18 protein-coding genes are annotated in these 24,925 nt (G+C 42.4%); 11 read left to right on the top strand and 7 right to left on the bottom strand.

Annotated features, from left to right (window positions below; translation table 11 throughout):
* Positions 1-7 precede the first annotated feature (7 nt).
* Positions 8-421 (bottom strand): sigma-70 family RNA polymerase sigma factor, encoded by a 414-nt coding sequence (locus KFO40_RS16520; protein ID WP_032842314.1) that lies wholly within the window; start codon positions 419-421, stop codon positions 8-10.
* On the opposite strand from KFO40_RS16520, the gene KFO40_RS16515 reads away from it, so the two are divergent.
* From KFO40_RS16515 to KFO40_RS16475, 9 genes are all read left to right on the top strand, one after another.
* Positions 390-566: a hypothetical protein gene (locus KFO40_RS16515; protein ID WP_008645144.1), complete on the top strand. Its 177-nt coding sequence runs from the start codon at positions 390-392 to the stop codon at positions 564-566. The two genes, KFO40_RS16520 and KFO40_RS16515, sit on opposite strands and share 32 nt — an antisense overlap.
* A 460-nt stretch (positions 567-1,026) precedes the next feature.
* Positions 1,027-2,130 (top strand): hypothetical protein, encoded by a 1,104-nt coding sequence (locus tag KFO40_RS16510; RefSeq protein WP_008645140.1) that lies wholly within the window; start codon positions 1,027-1,029, stop codon positions 2,128-2,130.
* Positions 2,131-2,140: 10 nt separating this feature from the next.
* Positions 2,141-4,204, top strand: coding sequence for a DUF5689 domain-containing protein (locus KFO40_RS16505; protein ID WP_008645137.1), 2,064 nt, complete (start codon positions 2,141-2,143; stop codon positions 4,202-4,204).
* Positions 4,205-4,218: 14 nt separating this feature from the next.
* Positions 4,219-5,136 carry an endonuclease/exonuclease/phosphatase family protein gene (locus tag KFO40_RS16500; RefSeq protein ID WP_120145179.1) on the top strand — a complete coding sequence of 306 codons (918 nt, stop codon included), beginning with the start codon at positions 4,219-4,221 and terminating at the stop codon, positions 5,134-5,136.
* A 35-nt stretch (positions 5,137-5,171) separates the two neighbouring features.
* Positions 5,172-8,297, top strand: coding sequence for a SusC/RagA family TonB-linked outer membrane protein (locus tag KFO40_RS16495; protein WP_192918788.1), 3,126 nt, complete (start codon positions 5,172-5,174; stop codon positions 8,295-8,297).
* 28 nt (positions 8,298-8,325) lie between these two features.
* Positions 8,326-9,837 (top strand): RagB/SusD family nutrient uptake outer membrane protein, encoded by a 1,512-nt coding sequence (locus KFO40_RS16490; protein WP_233562271.1) that lies wholly within the window; start codon positions 8,326-8,328, stop codon positions 9,835-9,837.
* Between the two features lie 25 nt (positions 9,838-9,862).
* Positions 9,863-10,702, top strand: a complete 840-nt coding sequence (locus tag KFO40_RS16485; RefSeq protein ID WP_233562269.1) for an endonuclease/exonuclease/phosphatase family protein — start codon at positions 9,863-9,865, stop codon at positions 10,700-10,702.
* Positions 10,703-10,740: 38 nt separating this feature from the next.
* Positions 10,741-11,439, top strand: a complete 699-nt coding sequence (locus tag KFO40_RS16480; RefSeq protein WP_158593291.1) for a BACON domain-containing protein — start codon at positions 10,741-10,743, stop codon at positions 11,437-11,439.
* Between the two features lie 45 nt (positions 11,440-11,484).
* On the top strand, positions 11,485-13,788 hold the full coding sequence (locus KFO40_RS16475) for a DUF5689 domain-containing protein (RefSeq protein WP_120145175.1): 2,304 nt from the start codon (positions 11,485-11,487) through the stop codon (positions 13,786-13,788).
* 75 nt (positions 13,789-13,863) lie between these two features.
* Here the strand turns inward: KFO40_RS16475 and KFO40_RS16470 are convergent, their stop codons facing one another.
* Positions 13,864-14,955 (bottom strand): SGNH/GDSL hydrolase family protein, encoded by a 1,092-nt coding sequence (locus KFO40_RS16470; protein ID WP_120145174.1) that lies wholly within the window; start codon positions 14,953-14,955, stop codon positions 13,864-13,866.
* A gap of 236 nt (positions 14,956-15,191) precedes the next feature.
* On the opposite strand from KFO40_RS16470, the gene KFO40_RS16465 reads away from it, so the two are divergent.
* Entirely contained in the window at positions 15,192-17,498 is a 2,307-nt protein-coding gene (locus KFO40_RS16465; protein WP_120145173.1) for an Sb-PDE family phosphodiesterase, read from the top strand.
* Between the two features lie 326 nt (positions 17,499-17,824).
* Here KFO40_RS16465 and KFO40_RS16460 read toward each other — a convergent pair whose 3' ends face one another.
* The 5 genes from KFO40_RS16460 to KFO40_RS16440 all read right to left on the bottom strand — a co-directional run bounded on the left by KFO40_RS16460 (position 17,825) and on the right by KFO40_RS16440 (position 23,909).
* Entirely contained in the window at positions 17,825-18,691 is an 867-nt protein-coding gene (locus tag KFO40_RS16460; RefSeq protein ID WP_369904810.1) for an HAD-IIA family hydrolase, read from the bottom strand.
* Positions 18,678-19,955 carry an MFS transporter gene (locus KFO40_RS16455; protein ID WP_055235296.1) on the bottom strand — a complete coding sequence of 426 codons (1,278 nt, stop codon included), beginning with the start codon at positions 19,953-19,955 and terminating at the stop codon, positions 18,678-18,680. The genes KFO40_RS16460 and KFO40_RS16455 overlap by 14 nt, the downstream gene beginning before the upstream one ends.
* Before the next feature lie 11 nt (positions 19,956-19,966).
* Positions 19,967-21,307, bottom strand: a complete 1,341-nt coding sequence (locus KFO40_RS16450) for a sn-glycerol-1-phosphate dehydrogenase (RefSeq protein ID WP_195354334.1) — start codon at positions 21,305-21,307, stop codon at positions 19,967-19,969.
* Positions 21,308-21,390: 83 nt separating this feature from the next.
* On the bottom strand, positions 21,391-22,296 hold the full coding sequence (locus KFO40_RS16445; RefSeq protein ID WP_211146597.1) for a glycerophosphodiester phosphodiesterase family protein: 906 nt from the start codon (positions 22,294-22,296) through the stop codon (positions 21,391-21,393).
* 41 nt (positions 22,297-22,337) lie between these two features.
* Positions 22,338-23,909 carry a glycerol-3-phosphate dehydrogenase/oxidase gene (locus tag KFO40_RS16440; protein ID WP_211146596.1) on the bottom strand — a complete coding sequence of 524 codons (1,572 nt, stop codon included), beginning with the start codon at positions 23,907-23,909 and terminating at the stop codon, positions 22,338-22,340.
* A gap of 216 nt (positions 23,910-24,125) precedes the next feature.
* Here KFO40_RS16440 and KFO40_RS16435 point away from each other — a divergent pair, with 216 nt between their 5' ends.
* A complete protein-coding gene (locus KFO40_RS16435) occupies positions 24,126-24,890 on the top strand; it encodes a DeoR/GlpR family DNA-binding transcription regulator (protein ID WP_008645897.1) in 765 nt (254 codons plus the stop codon).
* The last annotated feature ends 35 nt before the right edge of the window (positions 24,891-24,925 follow it).

Below are 24,925 nucleotides of genomic sequence, written 5' to 3'. Positions count from 1 at the left end.
AGAAAAACTAAAGTAACCAACTTATAAGCCTCATCCGGCTACCGGAATCTATATCTTGCTTTTGTAATGCCTCCAGTACGTCGCGAATAGCCGCAGCCAAATGATTATCTACTGTTTTAACCGAAACACCCAAGATTTCCGCCACTTCTTTATTCTTCAGACCATGATACTTGATTAGCATTAACACATTTCTTCTTTTCTCCGGCAAGCTTTTAATGATTGAATGAATCAGGCTGATTTCTTCTTTCGAGACGATGGTGGTTTCCGGAGTAACTGAACAATGAAATAAGTCATCGTGTACATCTTCTAAAGTCAGATAATCCCAGCGCACTTCTTTTCGTTTCATATCGATCGCCTTGTTTTTTGTCAACACATAAAGATAGGTAAATATGTTATCTACGTCGGCTTTATGCCGGTTCATCCACAAAGACGTGAAAAAGAATACGCATGCATTGTCTGACCACTATCCCAACTATATTCGTCCGAAGGTGAAAACAAGTAATAAACAAGAATATGTAGCACCGACGATGTTTCGTGCTACCACAATACTTTTTCCATCAATATAAAAACATCCCCGAAGCTTCAAGACTTTTGCTTCGGGGAAACTCCCGTAGCTTTTGTTTTTTGTGGCAAACACCTTCGATAAATCATCTCCAAGAAAACAATCTATCACAATAAAAAGTTATTTTTCATGTACCTTCCCTTTCTTTTTCTTTCCATTACATCTATTTTCTTTCGTTTTATTTCTAAAAAGTTTGTTTATATGCTTTTTATATTTATATTTGTGGCGTCAACCTATAATAAAAGATAAAAGTAGAAACTACAAACGCTATGAAAAGAAAGAAACACTTATCACTTTACCGATGTGAATTTTGCATGAAACCCATGCTAAATTATTCCGATTTTGTTCTAATAGATAACCTCTTAACAGAACTGTAAATCCTCCGTCATTATTAAGCAATATATTATATAGTCATTTGCACTTAAAACAAAGAGTATTTTATTTTTAATTAATTTATATTTTATATGATGGAAATTAATTTATTGTGCAAACATTTGCCCAAGAATGTAAAATGGAGGCGGTGGTTACCTCTGTTAACCTTATTCTTATTACTTCCTTCCTACTGGAGTTGCGATGACAGCGAAGAAGGAAGAAACGAGTTTATTAGTGTGAGTCATGTGGACAACCAGACAGGAGAGAAAGTAGAGATGAAGCCTGATGAAGCTCTCAATATTCCTCCTAAGGCAGGACAGCTTTCAATCTTTGTTAAGACTAATACGAATTATTCAGTTTTAGTACAAAGCAAAGTTCCTGCTAACGAACAGGAGGAAGAAGAAGTAATTGAAAATTGGTTGAAAGCAGAAAAAGTGGGCCGGAACGAAGCGACTGGTGAAGACGAATGGCATCTCGCATGGGAAGCACAAACCAAAGATTACAAACGCCGTATCGCAACCGTTTCAATCACCTCCCCCGAGGTCGACTACGGTAGGTTTATCAACATTCGCCAGGGATTCACAACCCGGCTAGGTGAAGATTTTGAATGGCTGAAGTATGGTTCATCTACCGCCTCTCCCAATGTGACTACGAATGAGAAATTGATTGGCGACTGGACGGAAGCACAGAAAGAGTATCAGTGGTCGTCAACTATCGCAAAGGAGGAAGACAAAGCTTATTGTTATGGTAAATTCGGCTTTATCCGCCTTGGTGACGATCAAGGACATGGTGCTGATCTTATCACACCCTACATTACTGACATTGTAAGAGACTCTGTACTGCTTGTTTCATTTGATGCGGTTGCTTATACTGAAGAGGATGGGACAAAAGATAATAATAAATTAGTTATCAACATATTGAATGGAGGCGAATTTGCTGACACCCACACTACGACAAAAACGATCGATCTGGATTATTATGACCCTCTTGATCCTGATGTACTTACTACAATGTGGAATAAAGGACGCCATAATTTTTATGTGGTAAGTCCTCCTGAACGCCCTGTTACTGCTAATACCAAATTTCAAATCATTGGTGGTGACTACACTCTCACTACAGGCAATAATCGTGTATTTGTAGATAATTTCTATGTCTATCGCTTGGACGATGTATATTATTATTTATTAGATGAATAAAAACAAAGTAATGAAAAACATATTTCTATATCTTAGTATCGTGACCTTGTCACTTTCCTGTTTTTCATGTGATGATGATGAAGAACTGGAAGTGGTAACCATTGGTGATGCGTCCAATATTTATATTTCGTCAGAAGCAGGCAGGCGTGAAGTCCCTTTGACAGCGACATGTGCATGGACGGTGGAGCGCGATTCATTAACCCGTCAATGGGTCAATATTGAGCGTAAGAGTGGAGAAGGAGACGGAAGTTTTAATTTAGTTTGGCGAGCTAATGAAAAATTTCCTCGCAAAGGTAAAGTGATTGTAAAACTTGCCAATAAAGTAAAAGCAGATACTATCTATATTTACCAATATGGTGTATCTCCTTCTATCGCTTTTCCAGACAAAGAAGCCCGTGTTTCTGCAGTAGGTAAAGAATTGGAAGTGAATTTGAATACTAATATTCCTGCTAGTGACAGTACTCGTATTGCGATGACTGTGGATTATGACAAAGGCGAAGAGTGGGTATCACAGCTTTTATTTAACAAAGAAATGAATAAAATGCAGGTGAAGGTTGCTGCCAATGAGCCTGAAGTGGGAGAACGTAATGCTACACTACATATTACGTATGTTGATGACTGGGGAAAAGCTCATACTACAGATTTTAATATAGGTCAGATGGAGATGGGAGGTACCAAGCAAACCGAAACCATTTCATTTGCCGAGGTTCGCAAACTAGTGAACGATGCGACTGGTTCTCAAAAAATTGAGGAGGATGTGGCTATTGAGGGGATAGTCGTTTGCGATGCTACCGGTGCTAATAATGCAGCTAATACGCAGCTTTCTAAAACAGATATTGACCTAAGTACTACTTATCGCACTACTTATGTGCAGAGTTTAGATGGAAAGTATGGTTTTGCTTTGGTTTTTGATACAAAAGAACTGAATGAACTTGTTCCCTTCGATAAAGTGAAAATCTGGTTGAAAGGTCTGACTTTAAAGAAAGAAGATAATCCTCAACGTTACACATTGACAGACATGACTTTCAAGAGCTTTATTTCTAAAGAAGAAGGTGATGCTACGAAGTTGGTAAAGAAAGAACGCACAATGTCTGAACTTACTGATAATGATGTGTATACTTTTGTAACATTGAAAAACTGCGAGTTTCCTATTCGTAAAGGGCCGTTTACACCTTTCAATGAGGGTTACTGTCCCACTTACAATCAGAAACGTGTTGACCGTTATCCTTTATTAATGCACGACAATCAGGGACAAAGTATGTTTTTGATGACAAATATTGATTGTCCTTACCGTCGCGATGGCAATATATTGCCACAAGGTTCAGGAACAATATCAGGCGTCATTGTACATGAAGAATACACTCGTTTCGAGAATGGTGGAGATATCGGACACTATCAGATGCGTCATCTCTCGCGTGAAGACATTAAAATCGACCAATCGAAAAACAATAGTTTTTCTACTATTATTGCTGAATGGAATGCATTTAAGCTTTCAGGTACGAAAGTACTTCCTTCTGAAGGAAATGGTGAATTATGGCATACTGCCGTAACTCCAACAGCCTCAACCGATTATGGTTATCTGGGAGTTATTGACGGAGTAACTGACGGAAAAGGTATTATATCCGCTAGCAAGAACTTGGCCTTCCAAGCTAAAACCTGGTGGAACTCTTCTACAGGAAAAGCAAATAGCTGGATGATTAAGTGTTCGACTTCTGGCATCACCGGCACACACGTATCACTACAACTTGCCACATTGAATTACAGCGTTGGCGCACCTCGCTACTGGAATGTAGAATGGTCTGAACATGGGAACGAAGATGGCGAATGGACGAAAGTTGGTGAGTACACAATTCCTGACGTAGTACAATGGGGAAATACACTCTACGAACAATTGAATGCATGGAAAAATACTAATATAGAGTTACCTCTTGATTTGTTGGGTAAAAGCACTGTCTATCTGCGCCTGATTCCTTCAGCTAATAAAGCCGGAACAACCACTACTTATGACACAGCTGTAATTAACAACAACAGCACAAGTGGACTAATGTATGTAAGCATTCGCTATAACAAATAAATAGATAACGTACAATGAATAAATTTAGCAAAATACTTTATGCTGCAATGGCATTGGCAATGGCTGTATGCAACTTCAGTTGTAGCGATGATGAAGAACTGCCGACTGGAGACCTCGAATTAAACAGCGGTTCCAGTGTGACGACTGAAACATTAAAAGTGTTGAGTTACAACGTACTTGAAGGAATGAAGTTGGATAAAGCCAACGACTACAACAACTTTGTAACTTGGGTCAGCGAACAGGCCCCCGACATTATGGCCATTGAAGAAACCAATGGATTTACCAAAGAAAAGCTAACAGCATTATCAGCTCGTTGGGGACACCCCTATGCCGAAATGTGCAAGGAAAGCGGCTATCCCGTATCTATCACTTCCAAATATCCCATTGAAGTGGTAAGCCGCATTTTGGATGGGGTATGGCACGGAGGTATTCATGTCAAGATCAAAGGTATCAACATTCTGGTACTTCATCTTTACCCTTTCTCGTATACCCCCTCCGGTTCAAATGCCGCCAATGGCGACGCTTACCGTTTGGAAGAGGTTCAAACGTATCTCGACAATACTATCCGCAAGTATCCTGATGAAAAATACTGGCTGATGATGGGCGACTTCAATTCGTTCTCCCCACTTGATAAAAACGATCTTTCCGGGGGAAACACTATCAATTATCAGGTGCATCAAACCATTCTCGACAATGGATATAGAGATCCTGTCCGTGAGATGAATATCAACTTTGTGCGCAGCTGCCCTACCATCTACGGAGGATGGACAGGTCCCACCGAATCTTATAAAGGTTCGCGCATCGATTTCATCTATGCATCAGGAGAGGCTATGCGCAACATGCTCAATGCCCAGATCTTGATGGACAATTTCACCGACAACTATTCCGATCACTATCCAGTGACGGTAACTTGCCGCATTTATAATGAATAAACTTATTTAAGAAAGCGCTTAATCTATAAAAGCACATGAGACAATTAGTAAATAAATACAATGCATCGCTCTATCGGAATACTTTCCGAAATGCTTTGCTCATGCTGGTGGCATGTTGCCTGTTGCTTCCGGAAGCAGTGGCGCAGAACGCAAATCGAAAAATCAAAGTGACCGGAACGGTATTCGACGAAGAAGGCTTGCCCATGATTGGAGCAACCATCAGGGAAGCCACAACACATGTCGGCACCTTGACCGACCTTAACGGGTGGTATGAGATACAGGTCCCTGCCAATGGCACCCTGGAGGTTAGCTTTATCGGCTATGAAAAGAAAAGAATCAATGTGACGGGACGCGAAAAGATCAATGTAAAGCTCTTACCAGATAAGAAAACAGCCTTGGACGAAGTTGTAGTTATCGGTTATGGAGCTGTTAAGAAGGCCGATTTGACCGGTTCCGTATCGAATGTTAAAATGGGAGATATCCAAGACGCTCCGGTACTTTCTATCGACCAGGCTTTGCAAGGACGTATTGCCGGTGCGGATATCATGTCAACGACCGGTGAACCGGGTGCCACGACTTCTATCCGTATCCGTGGTACACGGTCAATCTCGGCCTCTAATGAACCGCTGATCGTAGTCGATGGTGTTATGGACGCCGTTCATGACCTGAACGACTTGAACACCGCCGATATCGAATCCATCTCTGTACTGAAGGATGCATCTTCTACGGCTATCTATGGTTCGAAAGGTAGTAATGGTGTTATCATCATCACCACCAAGAAGGGACTGTCAAATGCAGACAAACCGAGTATTAGCTTCAAAACAGATATCGGTTTCTCCAAAATTCCACAGAAGCTCGACATCATGAATGCATCTGAACTGGCACAATATCGTAACGATTATGCTTATTTTAATACCGCGGATGGAAATGATGAGATTACCGATGGCACTCCCCTGTCATCATACCCTTACTCCGATCCCTTCTCTTTGGGCGAAGGAACCGACTGGGTAAATACGATCGGACGTACAGCCATGTACCAGAATTACGCACTCTCTTTGTCAGGAGGAACAAAGAAAACGTCTTATTATGTTTCTTTAAGCTACAACAACACCGAGGGGGTAATTCGCCGCAGCGGTCAGGAACGTATCACGGGGCGTGTTTCACTTACCCACCAACTTTTTAATTGGATGAAAGTGGGATATACCGGCAATTACACTTGGCGACACAACGACGAGAATTTAGCTTCTATCGGTGGTACAGGATGGTGGAACTCCGCTATCTATTTGAGTCCTACCATTAAACCAATGGATGACTATAACCCGTTCTATTATTCCGGACAGAAGATCAACACTCCGTTGGCTACCATATTGCTCAACACCAATTATCAGGTACGCCACTCTACTAACCATACCGGTTTCATCGAAATCGAACCCATTAAGAATTTGAGGTTTAAAAGTCAGTTCACCTACTATATGTACCAGCGTCACACTTACCGCTACTATCCAAGCACCTTGCCTGCCAAGGTTGAAGGAGAGGGAGGCGAAGCCTATCGCGCCGAGTATGACGACCACAACCTCCTGACCGAAAACACCCTGTCTTATTTAAAAACATTGGACTCGGGCCACACATTCGACGGGCTTCTTGGTTTCACGGGACAGCGCCTTTCTTCAAATGATTTCTCGCTGAATGGCAAAGGGTATATGGACGACAACGTAAAATGGAACAACATGAATGCCGTACAAGACAAACAAACATACTCGGCCTCATCGAGCACCAGCAAGCGTACTAAAATGTCTCTATTGGCTCGTTTCAACTATAACTACAAACAGAGATACTATTTAACTGTAACTGGCCGTTATGATGGTGCTTCCAACTTTGCCGCTAATAACAAGTGGGGATTCTTCCCTTCCGCAGCTTTGAAATGGAATGCTGCTAAAGAAGAATTTATGAAAGGGGTCGACTGGGTTAATGAAATGGCGATCCGCGTGAGTGCCGGACGTACCGGTAATGACGCAATCAGCACCTATCGTTCGCTGGCCGCTCTTTCCAGTACCACAAATGGTTATCTTTTTGGTGGTTCACAACCTGCGGCATACTATCCTTCGCGTCTGGCAAGCCCTAACCTGACTTGGGAAAAGACCGACCTCTACAATCTTGGTATTGACCTGGCGTTCCTGAACAACCGTTTGTTCGTGACTGCCGAAGCCTACATTTCGAAAACCAGAGACTTGTTGCTAACCTTACAGACACCGACACAAACCGGTTATTCTTCCCGCCTGACCAACATTGGCAAGACCTCAAACAAGGGAATCGAACTAACCATCGAGAGCCGTAATATCGAGAAACCGAAATTCTCATGGTCGACTACCTTCACCATTGCTCACAATGAACAAAATGTGGATGACATCGGTACGGAAGATTTCGTGAAAGCTTATGGTGCACCAGGCAACAACTCATACATGATGTATGGTTATGTAAAAGGTTACCCCTTGAACGCCCTATGGGGATTCAAATATGGTGGTGTATGGAAAAACCAAGACGAAGTGAACCGTAATAAAGCTACTTTTGCCTACGCATCTCCTTCTACAACTTCAAACGGTTCGGTGCGTTACTACGATATCAACCACGACGGAACGCTTAGTCAGGACGACTTGGTTTATCTGGGCAATGCCGATCCTTGGATTTATGGAGGTTTGCAGAACACCTTCCGTTTCGGTAACTTAAAAGTGGGTATCTACTTCAACTACTCCCTGGGTGGCAAAATTTACAACTATGCCGAACTCTATATGTCGGGAAGTACGTTTACCAACCAATACCGTTACATGCTCGACTCTTGGCATCCGGTTCGTAACCCGAACTCCGATCTTCCTCGTGCCGGGAGTATTGATACACACGTACCCAGTGACTTGCAAATTCATGATGCAACCTTCCTGCGCTTGAAGAGTATTTCCATCGGCTACACATTCAACCTTTACAAGAAAACGAAATGTATCCGTGATCTGACTTTGAGTGTAAACGGTGAGAATCTCTACCTCTGGAAGAAATACAACGGATTCGACCCTGACGTATCAACCAGCGGCGATTCTACCCTACGACGTATGGACTTGGGTGCATACCCAAAACCGCGTACCATTACGTTCAGTGCCCAAATCAGATATTAATTAATGCAATAATATGAAAACTATGATAATGAAGAAAAGAAAAAATTGGTTGACCGCTCTTCTGTCAATGTTCGTGCTAGCTTCCTGTAGTCTGGAAGAAGATACGTCAAGTTTTTCTACACCCGATAACTTTTATCAGACGAAGGAACAATGTCTCTCTGCACTCAACTCGTGTTACATTCCTTTAAACGGAACTTATAACTATACACTCTTTATCGCTACAGAGTCTTGCACCGACCTCATGTATATCAATTCGGGTACATTGGATTCCCGTCTGGATATTTCCCCCGCAAAGCCCCGCCACGGTGAAACCGTTTGGAACAATGGCTACAAAGGCGTAATGTACTGCAACGCTGCCATCAATGGAATCGAAAACTCTCCACTCGAAGAGAATGAGAAACTTCCTCTGTTAGGCGAAGGCAAAATCATGCGTGCGTTCTATTACTACCTACTGACTTCATTCTTTGGCGATGTGCCTTTTTATACAGAACATGTGGCAGATGTGGAAACACAGCAAAAGATAGGACGCTTGGGCCGTATGTCGGCTGTGGAAACGCGTGAATATCTAATAAAGGAATTATCAGCAATTGTTCCCCTGATGGATCAGGTACGTTCGTCAGAAGTGGCCTCCAATCGTACGGGTGCTGCCACAGGATGGATGCTGATTGCCAAAATGGCGATGTGGAACAAGAAGTGGGATACAGCGATTGACGCAATATCCAAGCTCGAAGAGATTTATGGCGACCTCGGTCAATATCCACTCGAAGATGTAATGTTCCGTAACAAGAATACGCCTGAATCAATCTTTGAAATCCAGCACTCTTATGTAGCCGGTGGTTTGAACTATACCTCCAACCTTGCCAGCATTTGTATGCCTATCACCCGCCGTTCAGGTACCTGCGAATATGACGGCGTGGAAATTCCGGAATTGGGCGACAAGTCTACTTGTTGGACTCCCTGGCGTCCCACTGCTTATTTCTGCCAGAATCTGCAAACAAAGATTGGCGGTGACTTACGTGCCAAATATAATATGGCTTGGGAATACAACGGCCATGCTTTCAAAAGTGTAAGCACTGCCCCCTGGCCGGGCCCGAAATTCTGGTGTCCATATCTTGACAGTAGCCGCGACGGAAATAATTATAAGATATTCCGCTATGCCGACGCACTGTTAATGAAAGCAGAATGTTACTGCCAGCTGGAGCAAGATCCTGACATTGCCATGAAATATCTGAATATGACCCGCAACCGTGCAGGCATTGGTGACTACCCGAAATTCCGCACTTGGGCACGATTGATGGATGAAATCCAAAAAGAGCGCGGACGCGAACTGATTGGTGAGTTCCAGCGTAAATTCGACCTGGTTCGTTGGGGAATCTGGTATACGCAGACTTATGAAAACACCGGTTCATCAAGTTTAAAAGAGAATATCCGTCCTTGTCATGAATACTATCCGATTCCGGACACGCAGGTCGTTTATTCCGGCTATGCACTCGATAACAAAGCTTATGATGCTTACTATGGTTCAACTACTCCTCAATAATAATTTATCCAGATATTCAAATCATATGAAACTTAATTGTCTAGGAATAACACTATTTGCATTAATGATGGCTTTGCCTGGGTTTGCCAAAGACAAACGAGGAAAACAGACCATGAAAATTATATCTTACAACATAGAATATGGTATGCGTGCCGATACCACCGCAGGAAAGACCATATTCTCTACATGGATGCGCAACCAGGATCCCGACATCGTATGTCTGCAGGAAGCCAATAAATTTACGCAGAAATCACTTGAAGCATTAGCTGCCTCCTATGGGCACCCTTATGCAGTGTTGCAGAAAGAGAAAGGATTTCCGACTGCCATAACATCTAAATATCCTATCGTGAACATCATGAAGGTGGAAAACAACATGTGGCATGGATTCGTAATGGGTACGATAAATGGTTACCACATTATTTCGCTGCACCTTAGTCCACACCGTTATGAGAGCCGCCAGCTTGACATTGACCTTATTCTCGAAACCATCCGCCAAAATGGACCATTCGAGAAATGGCTCATCATGGGTGACTTCAATTCCGTATCCCCCGTCGATGCCGGAAAATATGCCGACGGACGCCTGGCCGACCGCCTTCGCAAAGAAGAAGAAAAGCGCCCTGCATTAAAGAATCTCGTAAATGGAGAAATCGACTACTCGGTGCATCAACGTATTCTTGATTTCGGTTTTATTGATTCGGCACGTCTCGATAAAAACTTTTCGGAGAAAAATTTCGGGGCACGTATTGACTTCATCTATATTTCGCCTGACTTGAAGTCCGCTTTCACCAGAGGGAACTTTATCATCGACGACTTTACCAAGAAATACTCCGACCATCGTCCGGTCTATATGACTTGGGAAAAATGATAGAACTGTTACTATAATTAATGAAACAATTTACAATTATGATACGAAGAAAATACTTATATCATTCACTCCTACTGATAATCTCGACATTCAGCTTCATACTTACAAGCTGTGAGAAAGATTTTGAATGGGAACTTCCACTGGCTTTCACACAGAAGAATCTGATTTTATCTTCGGGCACAGGAACCACCCACATCTTAGTGTATGCCACAAAGAACTGGAATGCTCATTTCGTGGAGAAAGTGGACTGGGCTTCTATCGACCGCCTCTCTGGTAAGGAGAACAGCGAAATCATATTCTCATACGCTGCCAACTATGGTGTAAACCGTAAAGTGCAACTGGCTTTTGAAACCGAAGAGCATCTTCGTGATACAATAACATTGGTACAGAGCGGCGAAATTTCGTCAAGTGACGCTCGTCTTATCATCAATGAACAGACAGTAGAAACGCCAGCTTCCACCACTACACTCGACTTGGAGCTCGACACGAATCTAAAGTACGACCTCTACCGCATCAGGTATCTCGTAACGTATAGCTCCGAAAACCCCGAAGAAAATTGGATTGAAGAAGTATCCTATGATAGCGAAAAACTTCATATCAAACTGGCTGCCAATCCTGCTTATGAGCCCCGCAGCGCCCAAGTGCGTTTAGCAATTTCCATCCCCGCCAATACAATTAATGGTGGTCAGAAAGTAGTGACAACCAGCACTACGATTACCCAACTGGGAAAGGAATGAAAATAAAAGAATTAGTGTTTATCAGTTAAATACAATGACTCTAATATGAAACAATTTATTAAATACAGACCAATACAACTGGTCACTTTTTTAGGAGCTTTCATGCTTTCATTGTCCGCCTGCGAATTGGACAATGGAGATGAAGCCAACTTTGAAGAATTTGGAGCCGACGGAAAAACCTATACGCTCTCTTCTGATGCTGGCGACTTGGCAATTAAAGTCTATTCAAACCAGAATTATAACATTGCGCTTGAAGATAATAACGGTGAATGGGTAGCAGTAGCCGAAAGAAATCTTTCGGGAGACGGCACACTCCATGTAGAGTACGATTTTAACGACGGCTTCCCGCGTATGGCGAAGATCTGCCTGACTGCCACTAGTGCAAACCTTTCAGATACGATCTACCTGAAACAGAAAGGCGTGAAAACCCCGACATTTAAATTAGCCAAGCCTAATATGACTGTACATGGTTATGGAGGCGAAGTTAGAGCAGAGCTTGATATGAATGTCGACATAAAAGATCTCCATATCAGTGTAGATTACACAAGTGACGAAGCAGCTATGACAGTGCTCGACAAAGAGGATGGTTGGGTCAGGGATATCACTTATGAGAATGGTTTTCTTATCATCCAGACCGATCCGAATCCCGACGAACGCGCAGTACGTACTGCTACCGTTAATTTGGTTTTCATTGACGGTTGGGAAGTCGAAAACAAACAACAACTTTTCCTAATGCAAGCAAATGCAAAGGACGAGTTGGGCGTTGAGGTTTCGTTTATAGATGTTCGCAATTTGGGTGATACGGACGGCATGAAGGTGACCGATGATATTTATATTACCGGATATGTAGTAAGCGACCGCAACTCCGGCAATGTAGGCGATAACATACAGACTACCCAAAATTCAATTGACTATACTATCGCACAGAAGACCGCTTATATCGAGAGCCTTGACGGACGTTACGGATTTTGTATTGAAACTCCCACAGTGGACGACAATACGTTCTCACGTTACAGCAAAGTGCAGATCCTATTAAAAGGAACCAAGGTAATCCTGCAAGAAGATCCCGAACGTTACACGATTTCCGGAGTAACAGCTTCTATGGTCATGTCGTCCACTGAAGGTACTGCGTCGGATTTGCCTGTAAAAGAAAAATATATGAGAGATCTGACGGACGAAGACATCTATACTTATGTCACACTGAAAGATTGTGAACTGCCTGTCCGCAAAGGCAGCCTGACTCCGATCAACGAAGGTTATGCCAATGCCGGTGGTGCCCATCGCTGTGCCAAATATGCAACGCTGATGCGTGATATCAATGGTAACAGCATGTATATCTACACCAATACGACTTGCCTTTATCGCCGTGACGGTACTCGTTTGCCTTATGGTTCAGGTAACATGTCCGGTGTTATCGTACATGAGCTTTTCACTCGTTTCGAATACCTGGAAGCAGCAAACGGATTGATTGATGAAGAAAAAGCCGGCGACATCGGTCGTTATCAGATTCGCCACATGTCGAGATCCGACTTTAAGATGGCAGATGATTTCAAAAACAGTTTTTCAGGCTTAATTACTGAATTCCGTTATATCAACACCAATGGCATCATCAAAGAAGATGGTTCTTTCCCTTCTACCTATGGAGATGGAGGTCGCTTCCGTCACACTTATACCAAACATCAGATCGGTAACGGTTTGCGTGGAAATGGTAGTGGTGATTACACATATCTTGGTCCTGTAGGTAATAGCGCAACCGGTCCTTTTGGAGACAATAGAGGTAATGTAAACGGGTTCGGTATTATTCTTGAAGATGGAACAGACTATCAGAAGAATTATCAAGATACCAACACTGACGGTAAAGGCAATACAGGCGGCAATGCCTGGCTGGCTTGGGCGAACCCCTACTGGTGGGATGAAGAGAACAATCGCGGGTATGCCTGGATTGTAAACTTCTCGACTAAAAACATCACAACCAATCATCTTTCCATGCAGCTTAGTGTCAGCAATAATGCCGGTAACCAAGTAAGCAAACCTCGCTTTTGGAAAGCCGAATGGTCATTGACCGGTGATATGGACAATGAAGCCGACTGGCATTACATCACCTCCTATACCGTACCTGATATGGTAGTATGGGCCAACACGTTGTTATCACAGTGTCCGGGCTATAAAGCCATTGATGTGGAGCTGCCATTGACCTTGCTGGGTAAAGAGAATGTGTATATTCGTTTAATGCCCGAGAACAACAAAGCCAGCAACGGTGCTTCCTGGGTTGATAAGGGAGCTACGATTTCGGTAAAGGGTGATGCAACCAGTGCCATGAATTATTTTGCTATTCGTTATAATAAATAGGGCATACCCCCAGTCCGGATTTATTAAAAAGAAGCCTCTTCTTCTACCTTAACGGTGGTCGAAGAGGCTTTCCTCTCATCTTTCCGCATGCCTTATAAGCTTTTTCACCACCGGATAAATTCCTTTTGCAAACCTATCAAATCCTAAATCTGTAAAATGCTCGCCGTCAACCGTACTCTCTCCATCCTCGCCCAATAAATGTTCCGATTTTAAATAGTGCAGATTCTGATAACCTTTCTTCTTTAACTCCCTAAATGCTTTTCGCAATGCCTCATTACTCTCTTCCACCCACTCCCCTTTTTTCAAATTAAACTCTGCCAATGGAAAAGGAACGTGTTCTATAAACAAAATCTGTACTCCCGGTATTTTATCTTCAATAATACTCATAAATCGTTCAATACGCTCATTCAACATAGAAGCACTCACATTGGGAATAAAATCCATCACAATAACAGAAGGATTTCGATGTGTCATCAATTCTGCTATTTCATATTCCAAATGCCCATGTCCGCTAAAACCCAAATTCACAACTTCCCTGTTTAGCATACGGGAAAGGATATTTGTATAGGCCATCCCCGGACGCGTTGCACAACCGCCTTGAGTGATACTTGTTCCATAACAGATAACAGGACGTTCTGTTACGGGTGATTCCACTTGCGGTTGGCGAATCACAGCCTTTTCTTCTATTCCTATTTCAAGTGTTTCAATACCATCATAAAGGGGCAGGTAAAGCATATACTCATTCATTTCACCTTTCATATCAGAAATGATAACTCCCTCGTTCTCCTTGCCTTTTGGACGAGCACAACGCACATAACGCCATTTGCCACTTTTTAGCACATAAAGATCAAGTCCCTTTACGCCTACCATGGCCATGTGTGACATACTGTTATTCCTTTTTGTTACCCATTTGGCAGCAATCGCTGTTGAATTGGTCGCAAAGCGTACAGCCAGTCCGGGTGTATCCTGCCCCAATATCCATACCCACTTTTTACTTTCCCCCCTACAGGAAAGAGGTAAACGGGCATAACGCCCTTCCGTATCGTCAGACATCTTACCAATAAGCGGAAAATCATCTGCATTATAATATTTCAAACTCTGCCCCATTGCAGTAACAACGCAGCAAACGAACACATACACACTTACAATTAGTTTCTTTTGAGTCATGGTTTTAAAAATTAGCATTAATAATAAAAAGCAAACAGAGAAATAAAGGAAACACAAAAGTATAATATTCAAAAGCAAACAACAAGAAAAAGCAATTAAAAAAGAAAATATCTCTTAATTAGTTTCGTTTTATAACCTTTTATAATTATCTTTGCTTCAAATAAGCCACTAAAGAAAACGAAGTAAAAACCTAATTAAGTATTAAATCTATATAACCCTTTAAAAACGACTCCCGTATGAGCAAGAAACTATTATGTATAATGTGTTGTCTTTTCACCACATTAACTACATTTTCACAAAACAAAGAAGAAAGTTTATCTACTCCGGAATTATTTGACTTCGTATTGTTAAAATGCGATTTGAGCTCTCCCGTCGAAAGCAAAGATGCAATAGACGGAGCCTTCAAGAAAGGATTAAACGGTATTTTCATCAACAACAAAGAACTGGCGAGCTATGCTACAAACAAAGGAATGGTAGCTGTCAGCAAATATACGATGTCAAAATGTCAAACCATACTAGATAATATAAAAGACAAAAACAAAACTACTCTAGTGTTTGCACGTGAAAGGAGTGACGGATATCTCCGCAATGCTTTGTTAGATCACTGCTTTGTAGAATTATTAAACGACACAATTTCCGGCGAGGAAAGATGGCTAAAGAAGCTAATAAACTCTTCTTTGGATATACGCACCCGTCTTATCAATAATAATACCCGTATGGTAGTTGATGTCACCAACAAAAGCAGTATCCCTTATCACATTCATATAACCCAATGCGATAATTTAAAACCGGAACAAAAAGAAGTGACCCTGTCTCCAATGAACCAAACTACTTTGTTTTTGAATGGTGACGATATCAAATCTCCTCAATACACATTGCGTGCAAGCATCAAAAATGCGTTCAATACAGAGAAAAAGCCACTAGAGTATGCTTTCCGCCTTCGTGGTATGGATTATATGGTAGGAACAGAATCTCAAAACATGTATAACATCATCCCTGCCCCACGCTCTCTCGAAGAGAAGCAAGGCAAATTCATCTTTAATAAAGAAACCCGCATTATACTAAAAGATAAAAATGCCGAAGCGCCTTTACGATTCTTGACGGACAGATTAACTCGGATAGCACAATTGCCTCTAAAAATACAGAAGAGCACTAAAAACATTTCCGGTAACTATTTGATTTTCAGCCGTGCCAACGATCCTACATTAGGAAATGAAGGTTATAAAATCAATATTTCTACCGAACAGATACAGGTACTGGCAGACAAAGAAGCCGGATTCTTCTATGCCATACAGTCTTTATTGCAACTGCTTCCACCGGAAATCTACTCCAACACAACAGCATACACAAACGAATGGAGTATCCCCGCAGCGAACATTATGGATATACCACAATTTGAATACCGAGGATTACACTTAGACGTAGGCCGACATTTATATCCTGTTTCTTTTATCAAAAAATACATTGACTTAATGTCTATGCAAAAAATGAATCGTTTTCATTGGCATCTGACAGAAGATCAAGGATGGAGGATAGAAATCAAGAAGCATCCGAAGCTGACCGAAATCGGTTCCATGCGCAAAGAAACAATCATCAACCGATATTCTGCCGCAATTCCGGGAATATACGACGGTACACCTTATGGAGGATTTTACACACAAGAAGAAATCAAAGAGATAGTGGCGTATGCCAAAGAACGTTATATTACCATCATCCCCGAAGTTGATCTCCCGGGACACATGCTCGCCGCACTGGCTACTTATCCCGAATTAGGATGCACGGGAGGACCTTATGAGGTAGGTACAAGATGGGGAATCTACAACGATGTACTTTGTGCCGGTAATGAAAACATCTATCCTTTCATTGAAGATGTCCTGCTGGAGGTATTCAAGTTATTTCCCGGAGAATATGTACATATAGGAGGAGACGAATGTCCGAAAACACGTTGGAAATCCTGTCCGAAATGCCAATCGAAAATAAAAGAACTGAAATTGAAAGACGAACATGAACTTCAGAGCTATGTCATCAGAAGAGTTGAAAAATTCTTGAATAAGAATGGGAAGAAGCTGATTGGATGGGATGAAATATTAGAAGGCGGAATAGCCCCTAATGCAGCGTTGATGTCATGGAGAGGTGTTGCCGGAGGAATTACCGCGGCAAAATCAGGGCATCCGGTCATCATGACTCCTAACACTTATGTATATCTTGACCACTACCAGGCAAGCATGGATATATCTCCTTTAGCAAACGGACGAATCTGCGCACTCGAATGGACATACGGGTACAACCCGATTCCCAAGGAATTGACGGAACAAGAAGCAAAACACATAAAAGGAGTACAAGCCAATGTATGGACAGAATACATAAAAACTCCGGAGCAAGTGGAATACATGGCATACCCCCGCGCCAATGCTGTTGCCGAAATAGGCTGGAGTAGCCCAGAGCACAAAAATTGGGAAGACTATTTAGACAGGCTTCAATATCAATTCAAAAGATGGCAATTTTATGGTCTGAATTGCGCAACCCATTACAAGAGTAAATGATTTAATTCGCTAACAGAATTATCCGACTTAGATCTGTACGATTTAAACAAAAAAACACAGTTTTATCCTATTCTGGCAAAGAGTTATTCTCACCGTAACGAGAAAAAATACTCATTGTAATGAGAAAAAGTTCTCATAGCAATGAGTATTTTTTCTCATAGGAGTGAGTATAGTTGAGAAAATGAACTTCCCTGATAATAGCTTTCTTACTACAAAATGCAATCTTCTTTATCAAAAAAAATGTTACGGACAGTAGAACTGTCCGTAACATCATACCTATCAAAAACACTAAAAATAAATATACTATTGTATTTTCATGCACCAATCTAATCTATTTCATGAGCCAATAAAAGCATTTGCTGAAGCTCTGCCAAGTCACGCAGAATCAAGTCCGGATTAGGACGGACAGCAATAGCTGTTTCATACGTCGTTTCGCCGGAAAGTACCAGCACTCCCAAAGCTTTTGCTTTCTGCGCCATCAATATGTCGGTATAAATACGATCGCCCACCATAGCTACCTGATCCGCACGCAAGTTATGACGTTCCATTATTCCGTTCAACATTCGCGGATCGGGCTTTCCAATCACAACATCCGGCTCCCGCCCCGTAGCATACTCCAAACTGGAGCAAATAGAGCCACAATCCACCAATACTAAAGGCTTATCCGTAGGACACACACGATCCGGATTAGTGGCAATATAGAGTTTCTTCTGATTAATCCACCACGCAGCACGACATAAACGCGAGTAAACAAGCGACATGTCAAAACTGACAACCACTGCGTCCGGTTCATCATCAGCATTGTCGTCAGTAGACTCGAATCCGGCTTCCTCAAACTCTTTTATCATGCTGGGAGTGCCCAACAAGAAAAGCCGTTTACACTCCGGATGATGTACACGTATGTAATCTATGGTCGCCTGGGCCGATGTATAAAATTCATCTTTCACTGCTTTAATCCCCATGCCGGATAGGTGTCGAAGATAATCATTCGTGCTTTTGGAAGGATTATTCGTCAGAAACGAGTAACCAATTCCCAATTCTTTCATTTTATCCAGGAAAGCAATCGTAAAAGGAAATAACGTGTTTCCGTTATAAATCGTTCCATCCATATCCAAAGCAATATGCTTGATCCGACGAATACGATCCATAAGTTCCGCGTTCAGTTTATGTTCTACCTCATTAATCATTATCATACCCATTCGCTTTTGCCGACCATGCGGCCATAAATATCAAAGTTCCCATTATAGCAATCAGGATTAATGCACCCACTGCAATATTCCAACCATAATGTTGAGCTAACAATCCTAATCCCCAACCGGAGACCAACGTACTGGCATATCCGAACAATCCTGTGAATCCGACTGCCGTAGCGGCTGCTTTCTTTGTGGCTATATTAGCCGCAGCAATACCTACCAAAGCTTGCGGACCATAAATACAGAATCCTGCGGCCCCCAATAAAAGCGTAGCAAGCCACATGGGAGGTTGGGATATTCCCCAGAATAAAGCAACGAACACCGTAGCCAGTGCCATGCAAATCACACAAACGCGTGGACCACGTCCACCAAAGAAACGATCGGTTGCCCAACCGGCTACCAGCATACCTACAATTCCGGATATTTCAAAAGCTGCCACCATCCAACCTGCATGATGAATAGAAACTCCCTTCCATTCTCCCAAAAGAGTCGGTCCCCAGTCAAGTACAGCATAGCGCACGATATACACAAAAAAGTTGGCAATAGCCAGTACCCAAATCGCCGGATTTCCAAAGACATTCTTACGCACAAACTGCTTAAATTCGGCAGAAGTATCTTCTTTTTCTTCTGCGCCCGTTTTTGAGTTGAGCTCCGGAAGACCTACCGAGCGAGGCGTATCGCGCAAAGCAAACCACAAACCGACTGCACCCACCAAGGCTATAATAGAAGGAAACCAGAAACACCAGCGCCATCCGAGACTGACAATATATCCACAAACAATCACCACTAAACCTGCGCCAACAGAATGTGAGGTATTCCACACCGACATCTTTGTAGCCAACTGTGTAGGAGGTATCCAATGAGTCAATAAACGGGCACAAGGGGGAAATCCCATTCCCTGAAACCATCCGTTCAGCATCCACACAATGCCAAACATCACCACAGCAGAACTAAACCCAAACCAAATATTACATGCTGCAGAGAGCACCAAACCTGTCACCATAAAATAGCGGGCATTCACCCGGTCGCCAACAAAACCGTTGGCAAACTTGGAAACTCCGTACAGTAATCCGTGTAAGGTCAGAAATAATCCCAAGTCTCCCTTGGTTATTCCCAAATCATCCTGCATGGCAGGCATTGCAATACTCAAGTTTTTACGAACAAAATAGAATAGAGCATAGCCTATCATACTTGCTATGATCGTCCGTGTCTGCCAGTATTTAAATTTCTTTGCCACTTCGGGCGCCATTCCTTGTAGTTCCATTCCTATCGTGATTAATCTGTTATTTCCCATATTTTACCTTTACCAAACAATCCATCCAGCCACTGTTCCATATATCCTGTCCGTACAGCTAAATCGAGGACAGTAAAACGACGGCGAATAAATTGTGCACGAACAAACGTTTCACGCAGACGTTTCCGTGTAATACCGATTTGTTCCGGTTCTACAGGAGCACCTACCTGCCGCAGGGATTGTTTCACTTCTTTGTAAGGAATCAACTGTTTGGACAAACGTTCACGAATTTCAGGCCAGTATTCTTTCAACTGCCGCAACTGAATAGCCAATTGCTCCCGTGTCACATATTTCGCTTTCGTCTCCTGCAGACCGATAGTAGGAAAATCAGTACCGACAAACATATCAAGAGCTACCTTATCGGCTATTTCCGGTTCGGGCCATGCCGCACAGCACGCTTCCACGTCCAGTTTCTCTAATGGGGTGTTCAACACTTGTTCATAAAATGCCGTTACAGCCAACATACCTATACTCACCTGAAAGCCATGGGAAACATGCTCACCTTGATTTAAATGATGTTCCATATTCCAAAGATGGCTGAACTGATGTTCCGCTCCCGAAGCCGGACGACTCGATTTAGACCATTGCATGGCAAAACCGCCCAGCATCAATCCTTCAATAAGTTGTGACACCGCTTTTTCGTCTCCGGCCACCGCGCCTTCAGGATTCGAAAGCGCATCATGCAATCCATCCTGCACAATCGACCATGCCTTTTCATCAATATCTTCCACGCCCATCCAATCGGCCAGAATCCAATCGGCACCAGCCGTCACTTTGGCAAACAAGTCGGCATATCCTGATGCCGTCATCGGCTTAGGAGCTTTCTTTATGATTTCAATATCAGCCAATACAGCTTGCGGTGCCGGACAGCTAAAAGTCTGTTTAGCGCCATTTGCAGTAATGGAAGCGCCGAATGCAGTATATCCATCCATGGAAGCGGCAGTAGCCACACACATATATCTTCTTCCAACCAGATGAGAAGCTAACTTCGTTAAATCATTAATCGTACCGGAGCCGACAGCTACCGGAATAGCGTCATGCACTTTCAACGATTCGACCAGACGGTCAACATACGAATATTCCGCATACAGATCGGAATCAGTGAAAATAAAAGATGGTAATAATTCTATATTCGCATTACGCAACTCTTTCTCTACTCTTTCGCCGGCAACACGATAGGTAGTTACGTCAGCTACCACTACAGCCTTTCTTCCTGCAAACTGTTCCTTAAACAGTCCGGCTACTTCATTTAATATTCCGCTTCCTATACGAAGAGCACGTGTCTCATTCGCAGCTTTCAATGCTTGTTCTACTTTTGACATTTTCACAGTATTAATTGTTAGTTCACTAACCGGATTTTCCTTTACGATAGTAAACAGACGTTGCACCATATCAGGGCAACAATCTATCGAGATTGCAAAACTGTCCATACTTCTGTCGGTATATCAGATTCTATAATATCCGGTCTCTTATCTATCTCTTCTTTATATTTCAAAGCCCGTTCTTCTTTCGAAGGCAATTTGTCGTGCGTAGGTGCCACACTAATCATACAACGTACGCCACGAGCATGTAGCATTTCAACGATTTTCTTATTTTCGGGTGTTATACTATGCCCTACATAAGCGATCATATTTTCCCATGGCACACCTGATATCGACAAGTCCTCAAACTCTTTCATATTACGGGCGAAAGCGGACATCATAATCGTCGGGAAACGGTCATAATAATATCTGGCTTGAGCACCGGTATGCACAGTCAGCATCACATGTCCCTCCGCCTTATGCTTTTTGATTAAAGCCGCAATCATAGCCATCGGCACATCTTTCTTATCCAGGTTGATAATCGTTTTACCTCTGCTCCATTTGATTACTTCCTCCAAAGTAGGAATCTTGCAGTTGGTCACTTTTCCCGAATGGTCTTTCAGACGAAGCTTCTGCAACTCTTTCCAGGTATGATCGCAAACTTTTCCCGTTCCTGTTGTTGTACGATCCAAAGTAGCATCATGCATCAATACAATCACGCTATCTTTTGTCAGACGAGGATCGATTTCGAAGAAAGCCGGCATCTGCTTCAGCACATTTTCCAAACCTTCGATGCAATTTTCCGAATATCCTTCTTCGTACCCACCGCGATGTCCGCTTACAATGATTGAGCCATTTCCCGCATATTTAAAGAAGTCTCTCAATTGTGTGACATCGTCAAACTTTAACAGATGTAGTTTTCCCTGCGCCGACACAGACTGTATCCCTGACAACAGAAGAAACATCAATGAGGCTACGAGTCCTCTCCGCAAAACCATACAACTTTTCATAAGCATTTATTTACAAACAACAATTAAAGTAATTTTTTCTTCTAATTCAAGATATATCCTCTTGCCAACCGATTAAAGTCGGCTATCTGCGCCTGCTCCCAGGTTTTGTCCTTTCCCAGTTCCGCCGCTAATACCGATGCCACTTTCGGAGCTATTTTAAGAGCAGCACGGGCATCCAGAAATAGCATCCTCACCCGGCGGGCCAACACATCTTCTATATTCTGCGCAAACTCCTCACGAGCCGCCCACACAACATGCGCCGCTGTAAAAGTATAACCTTCATACAACTTTTCAGCAAAAGAAGGCTCTTTTTCTATCATCTTTTGTATTTTGCCCGCGTCGCTGCCATACACATAATTCCAATCATTCTCATCAAATTGCTCTTTTGTATATCCATGAACCCTCAAATTCTTCGTCACACATTCCGCAGGAGACAACCCTCCTATTACGATGGCCTGATTGATGACATCTTCAGCCATTGCACGATAAGTAGTCCACTTCCCTCCGGTAATTGTCAAAAGCCCCGATTTCGAACGATAGATTTTATGATTCCGTGAAATCTCTTTCGTTTTCTTCGAATCAGCATGCGTTGGCGCAGCCAAAGGACGCAAACCGGCAAAAATCGAAAGCACATCGGCACGGGTCGGTTTACGGTCGAGATACTGTCCGGCCTGATCTAAAATGAAATCAACCTCTTCTTCCAATGCCCTCGGTTCCAAAGAAGCCTCATTCAGAGGAGTATCCGTGGTGCCAAGCACCACCTTGCCGTGCCAGGGCACTCCAAAAAGGACACGTCCATCTTTCGTTTTAGGTATCATTAGTGCCGAACGGCCACCTAAGAATTTACTATCAACCACCAAATGCACTCCCTGGCTGGGACGTACCTTCCTTCGCGTATCACATTCATCCATCTTCATCACATCGTCCACAAAGACTCCGGTAGCATTCACTACTACTTTCGATTTGATCTGATATTCTTTCCCGTCAAGTGTGTCGACAGCATGCACCCCATTTATTTTCCCGGCGGCATCTTTCAGCAAACAATTCACCTTCATATAATTCAAGCACACTCCACCTTTATCAATAGCGGTCAGTGCCAGCGTTATAGCCATGCGCGAATCATCAAACTGTCCGTCATGATATACCACTCCACCTCTCAATCCTTCATGCTTTAAAGAAGGTATTTCTTTTAATACAGAACGTTTTAACATCGGTAACGAACGTCCCAATGCTTTGCGTCCGGCCAGTAAATCATAACAAGTCAGCCCCACCGCATAAAAAGGCTTTTCCCACCAGCGGTAATTACCGATTATAAAACGCATATCTTTTACCAAATGAGGAGCATTGAGTCTCATACGCCCACGTTCATGTAATGCTTCAACTACCATAGAGACATCTCCCTGCGCCAGATACCGAACTCCTCCATGTACCAGCTTCGTACTGCGGCAAGAAGTACCCTTAGCAAAATCATGCTGTTCCAATAGAATAACTCTGTACCCTCTGGAGGCTGCGTCCACTGCAGCCCCTAATCCGGTAGCCCCACCACCGATCACCAGGATATCACATTCACATTTCCAATTGAGCATCCTCTCAAGCAAATCACTTCGTTTCATTCCTTATGAATATTTCGTTTTCTTTCTTTATTTATAAATCAACACTGCAAAAATACACAAAAAGAAATATTATCCAATATAAAAAGCAAATTATTTTTCGTTAGCAGACCATTTTATATATAAAACGGAAGCTTTATATCATAGAATGAAACTTTTCATCTTTTTATTTGCCACATATTAATATTTAGTTTATCTTTGTGATAAAAATTGGGAATTATGACAAGTATTGCTGAAAGACATAAGTATATTCTTGAAAGTTTAGCGAAAAACGGTTTCATCAAAGTAAACGAAATCGCTAAAGAACTGGAAGTTACTCCTGTAACGATCCGAAAAGATTTAAAACATCTGGAAGAAAAAAAACTTCTCTATCGTACTCATGGAAGTGCAAGTCCGGTCAACCCATTAACATCAGATATTGATGTGCACGAAAAAGAAAAGCTTCGAAAAGAAGAAAAGAAAAGAATCGCTACTGCCGCAGCTAAATTAATAGAAGAAAACGATTCTATTATCATCGCTTCCGGTTCTACCGTACATACGTTTGCCGAGCATATCACTCCCATCAACCACTTAACTGTAGTTACAGCTTCTCTGAAAACCTCCTTATTATTAAATACGATTAATAATATCGAAGTAATCCAGCTCGGGGGAATCGTACGGAAGAATTCTTTTTCCGTCATTGGCGACTACACTTCTTTGTTTTTTGAACAAATCACTTGTTCAAAACTCTTTTTAGGAGTAGACGGTATCGACTTGGAGTACGGAATCACAAACTCTAATATTGAAGAAGCTGTCCTCAACAAGAAAATGATAGAAGCGTCATTGCGTACTATCATCCTGGCAGATTCTTCCAAATTCGGGCGACGTGGATTCGGTAAAATCTGTAGTTTAGACTGCATCGACGTGATAATCACAGACTCCGGCATTTCCCAGTCAATGGCGCAAGCGATTGAAGAAATGGGTATTGAGCTTATCGTTGTTTAAAACGACTATATCACCTAAAGGATAATCTGTCAAAA

Source organism: Bacteroides sp. 1001302B_160321_D4 (genome assembly GCF_015667765.1).
In the GTDB taxonomy this organism is placed as follows: Bacteria; Bacteroidota; Bacteroidia; order Bacteroidales; family Bacteroidaceae; genus Bacteroides; species Bacteroides xylanisolvens.
The sequence above is the reverse complement of the archived record's forward strand: the minus strand, read 5'-3'. Positions and strand labels throughout refer to the sequence as shown.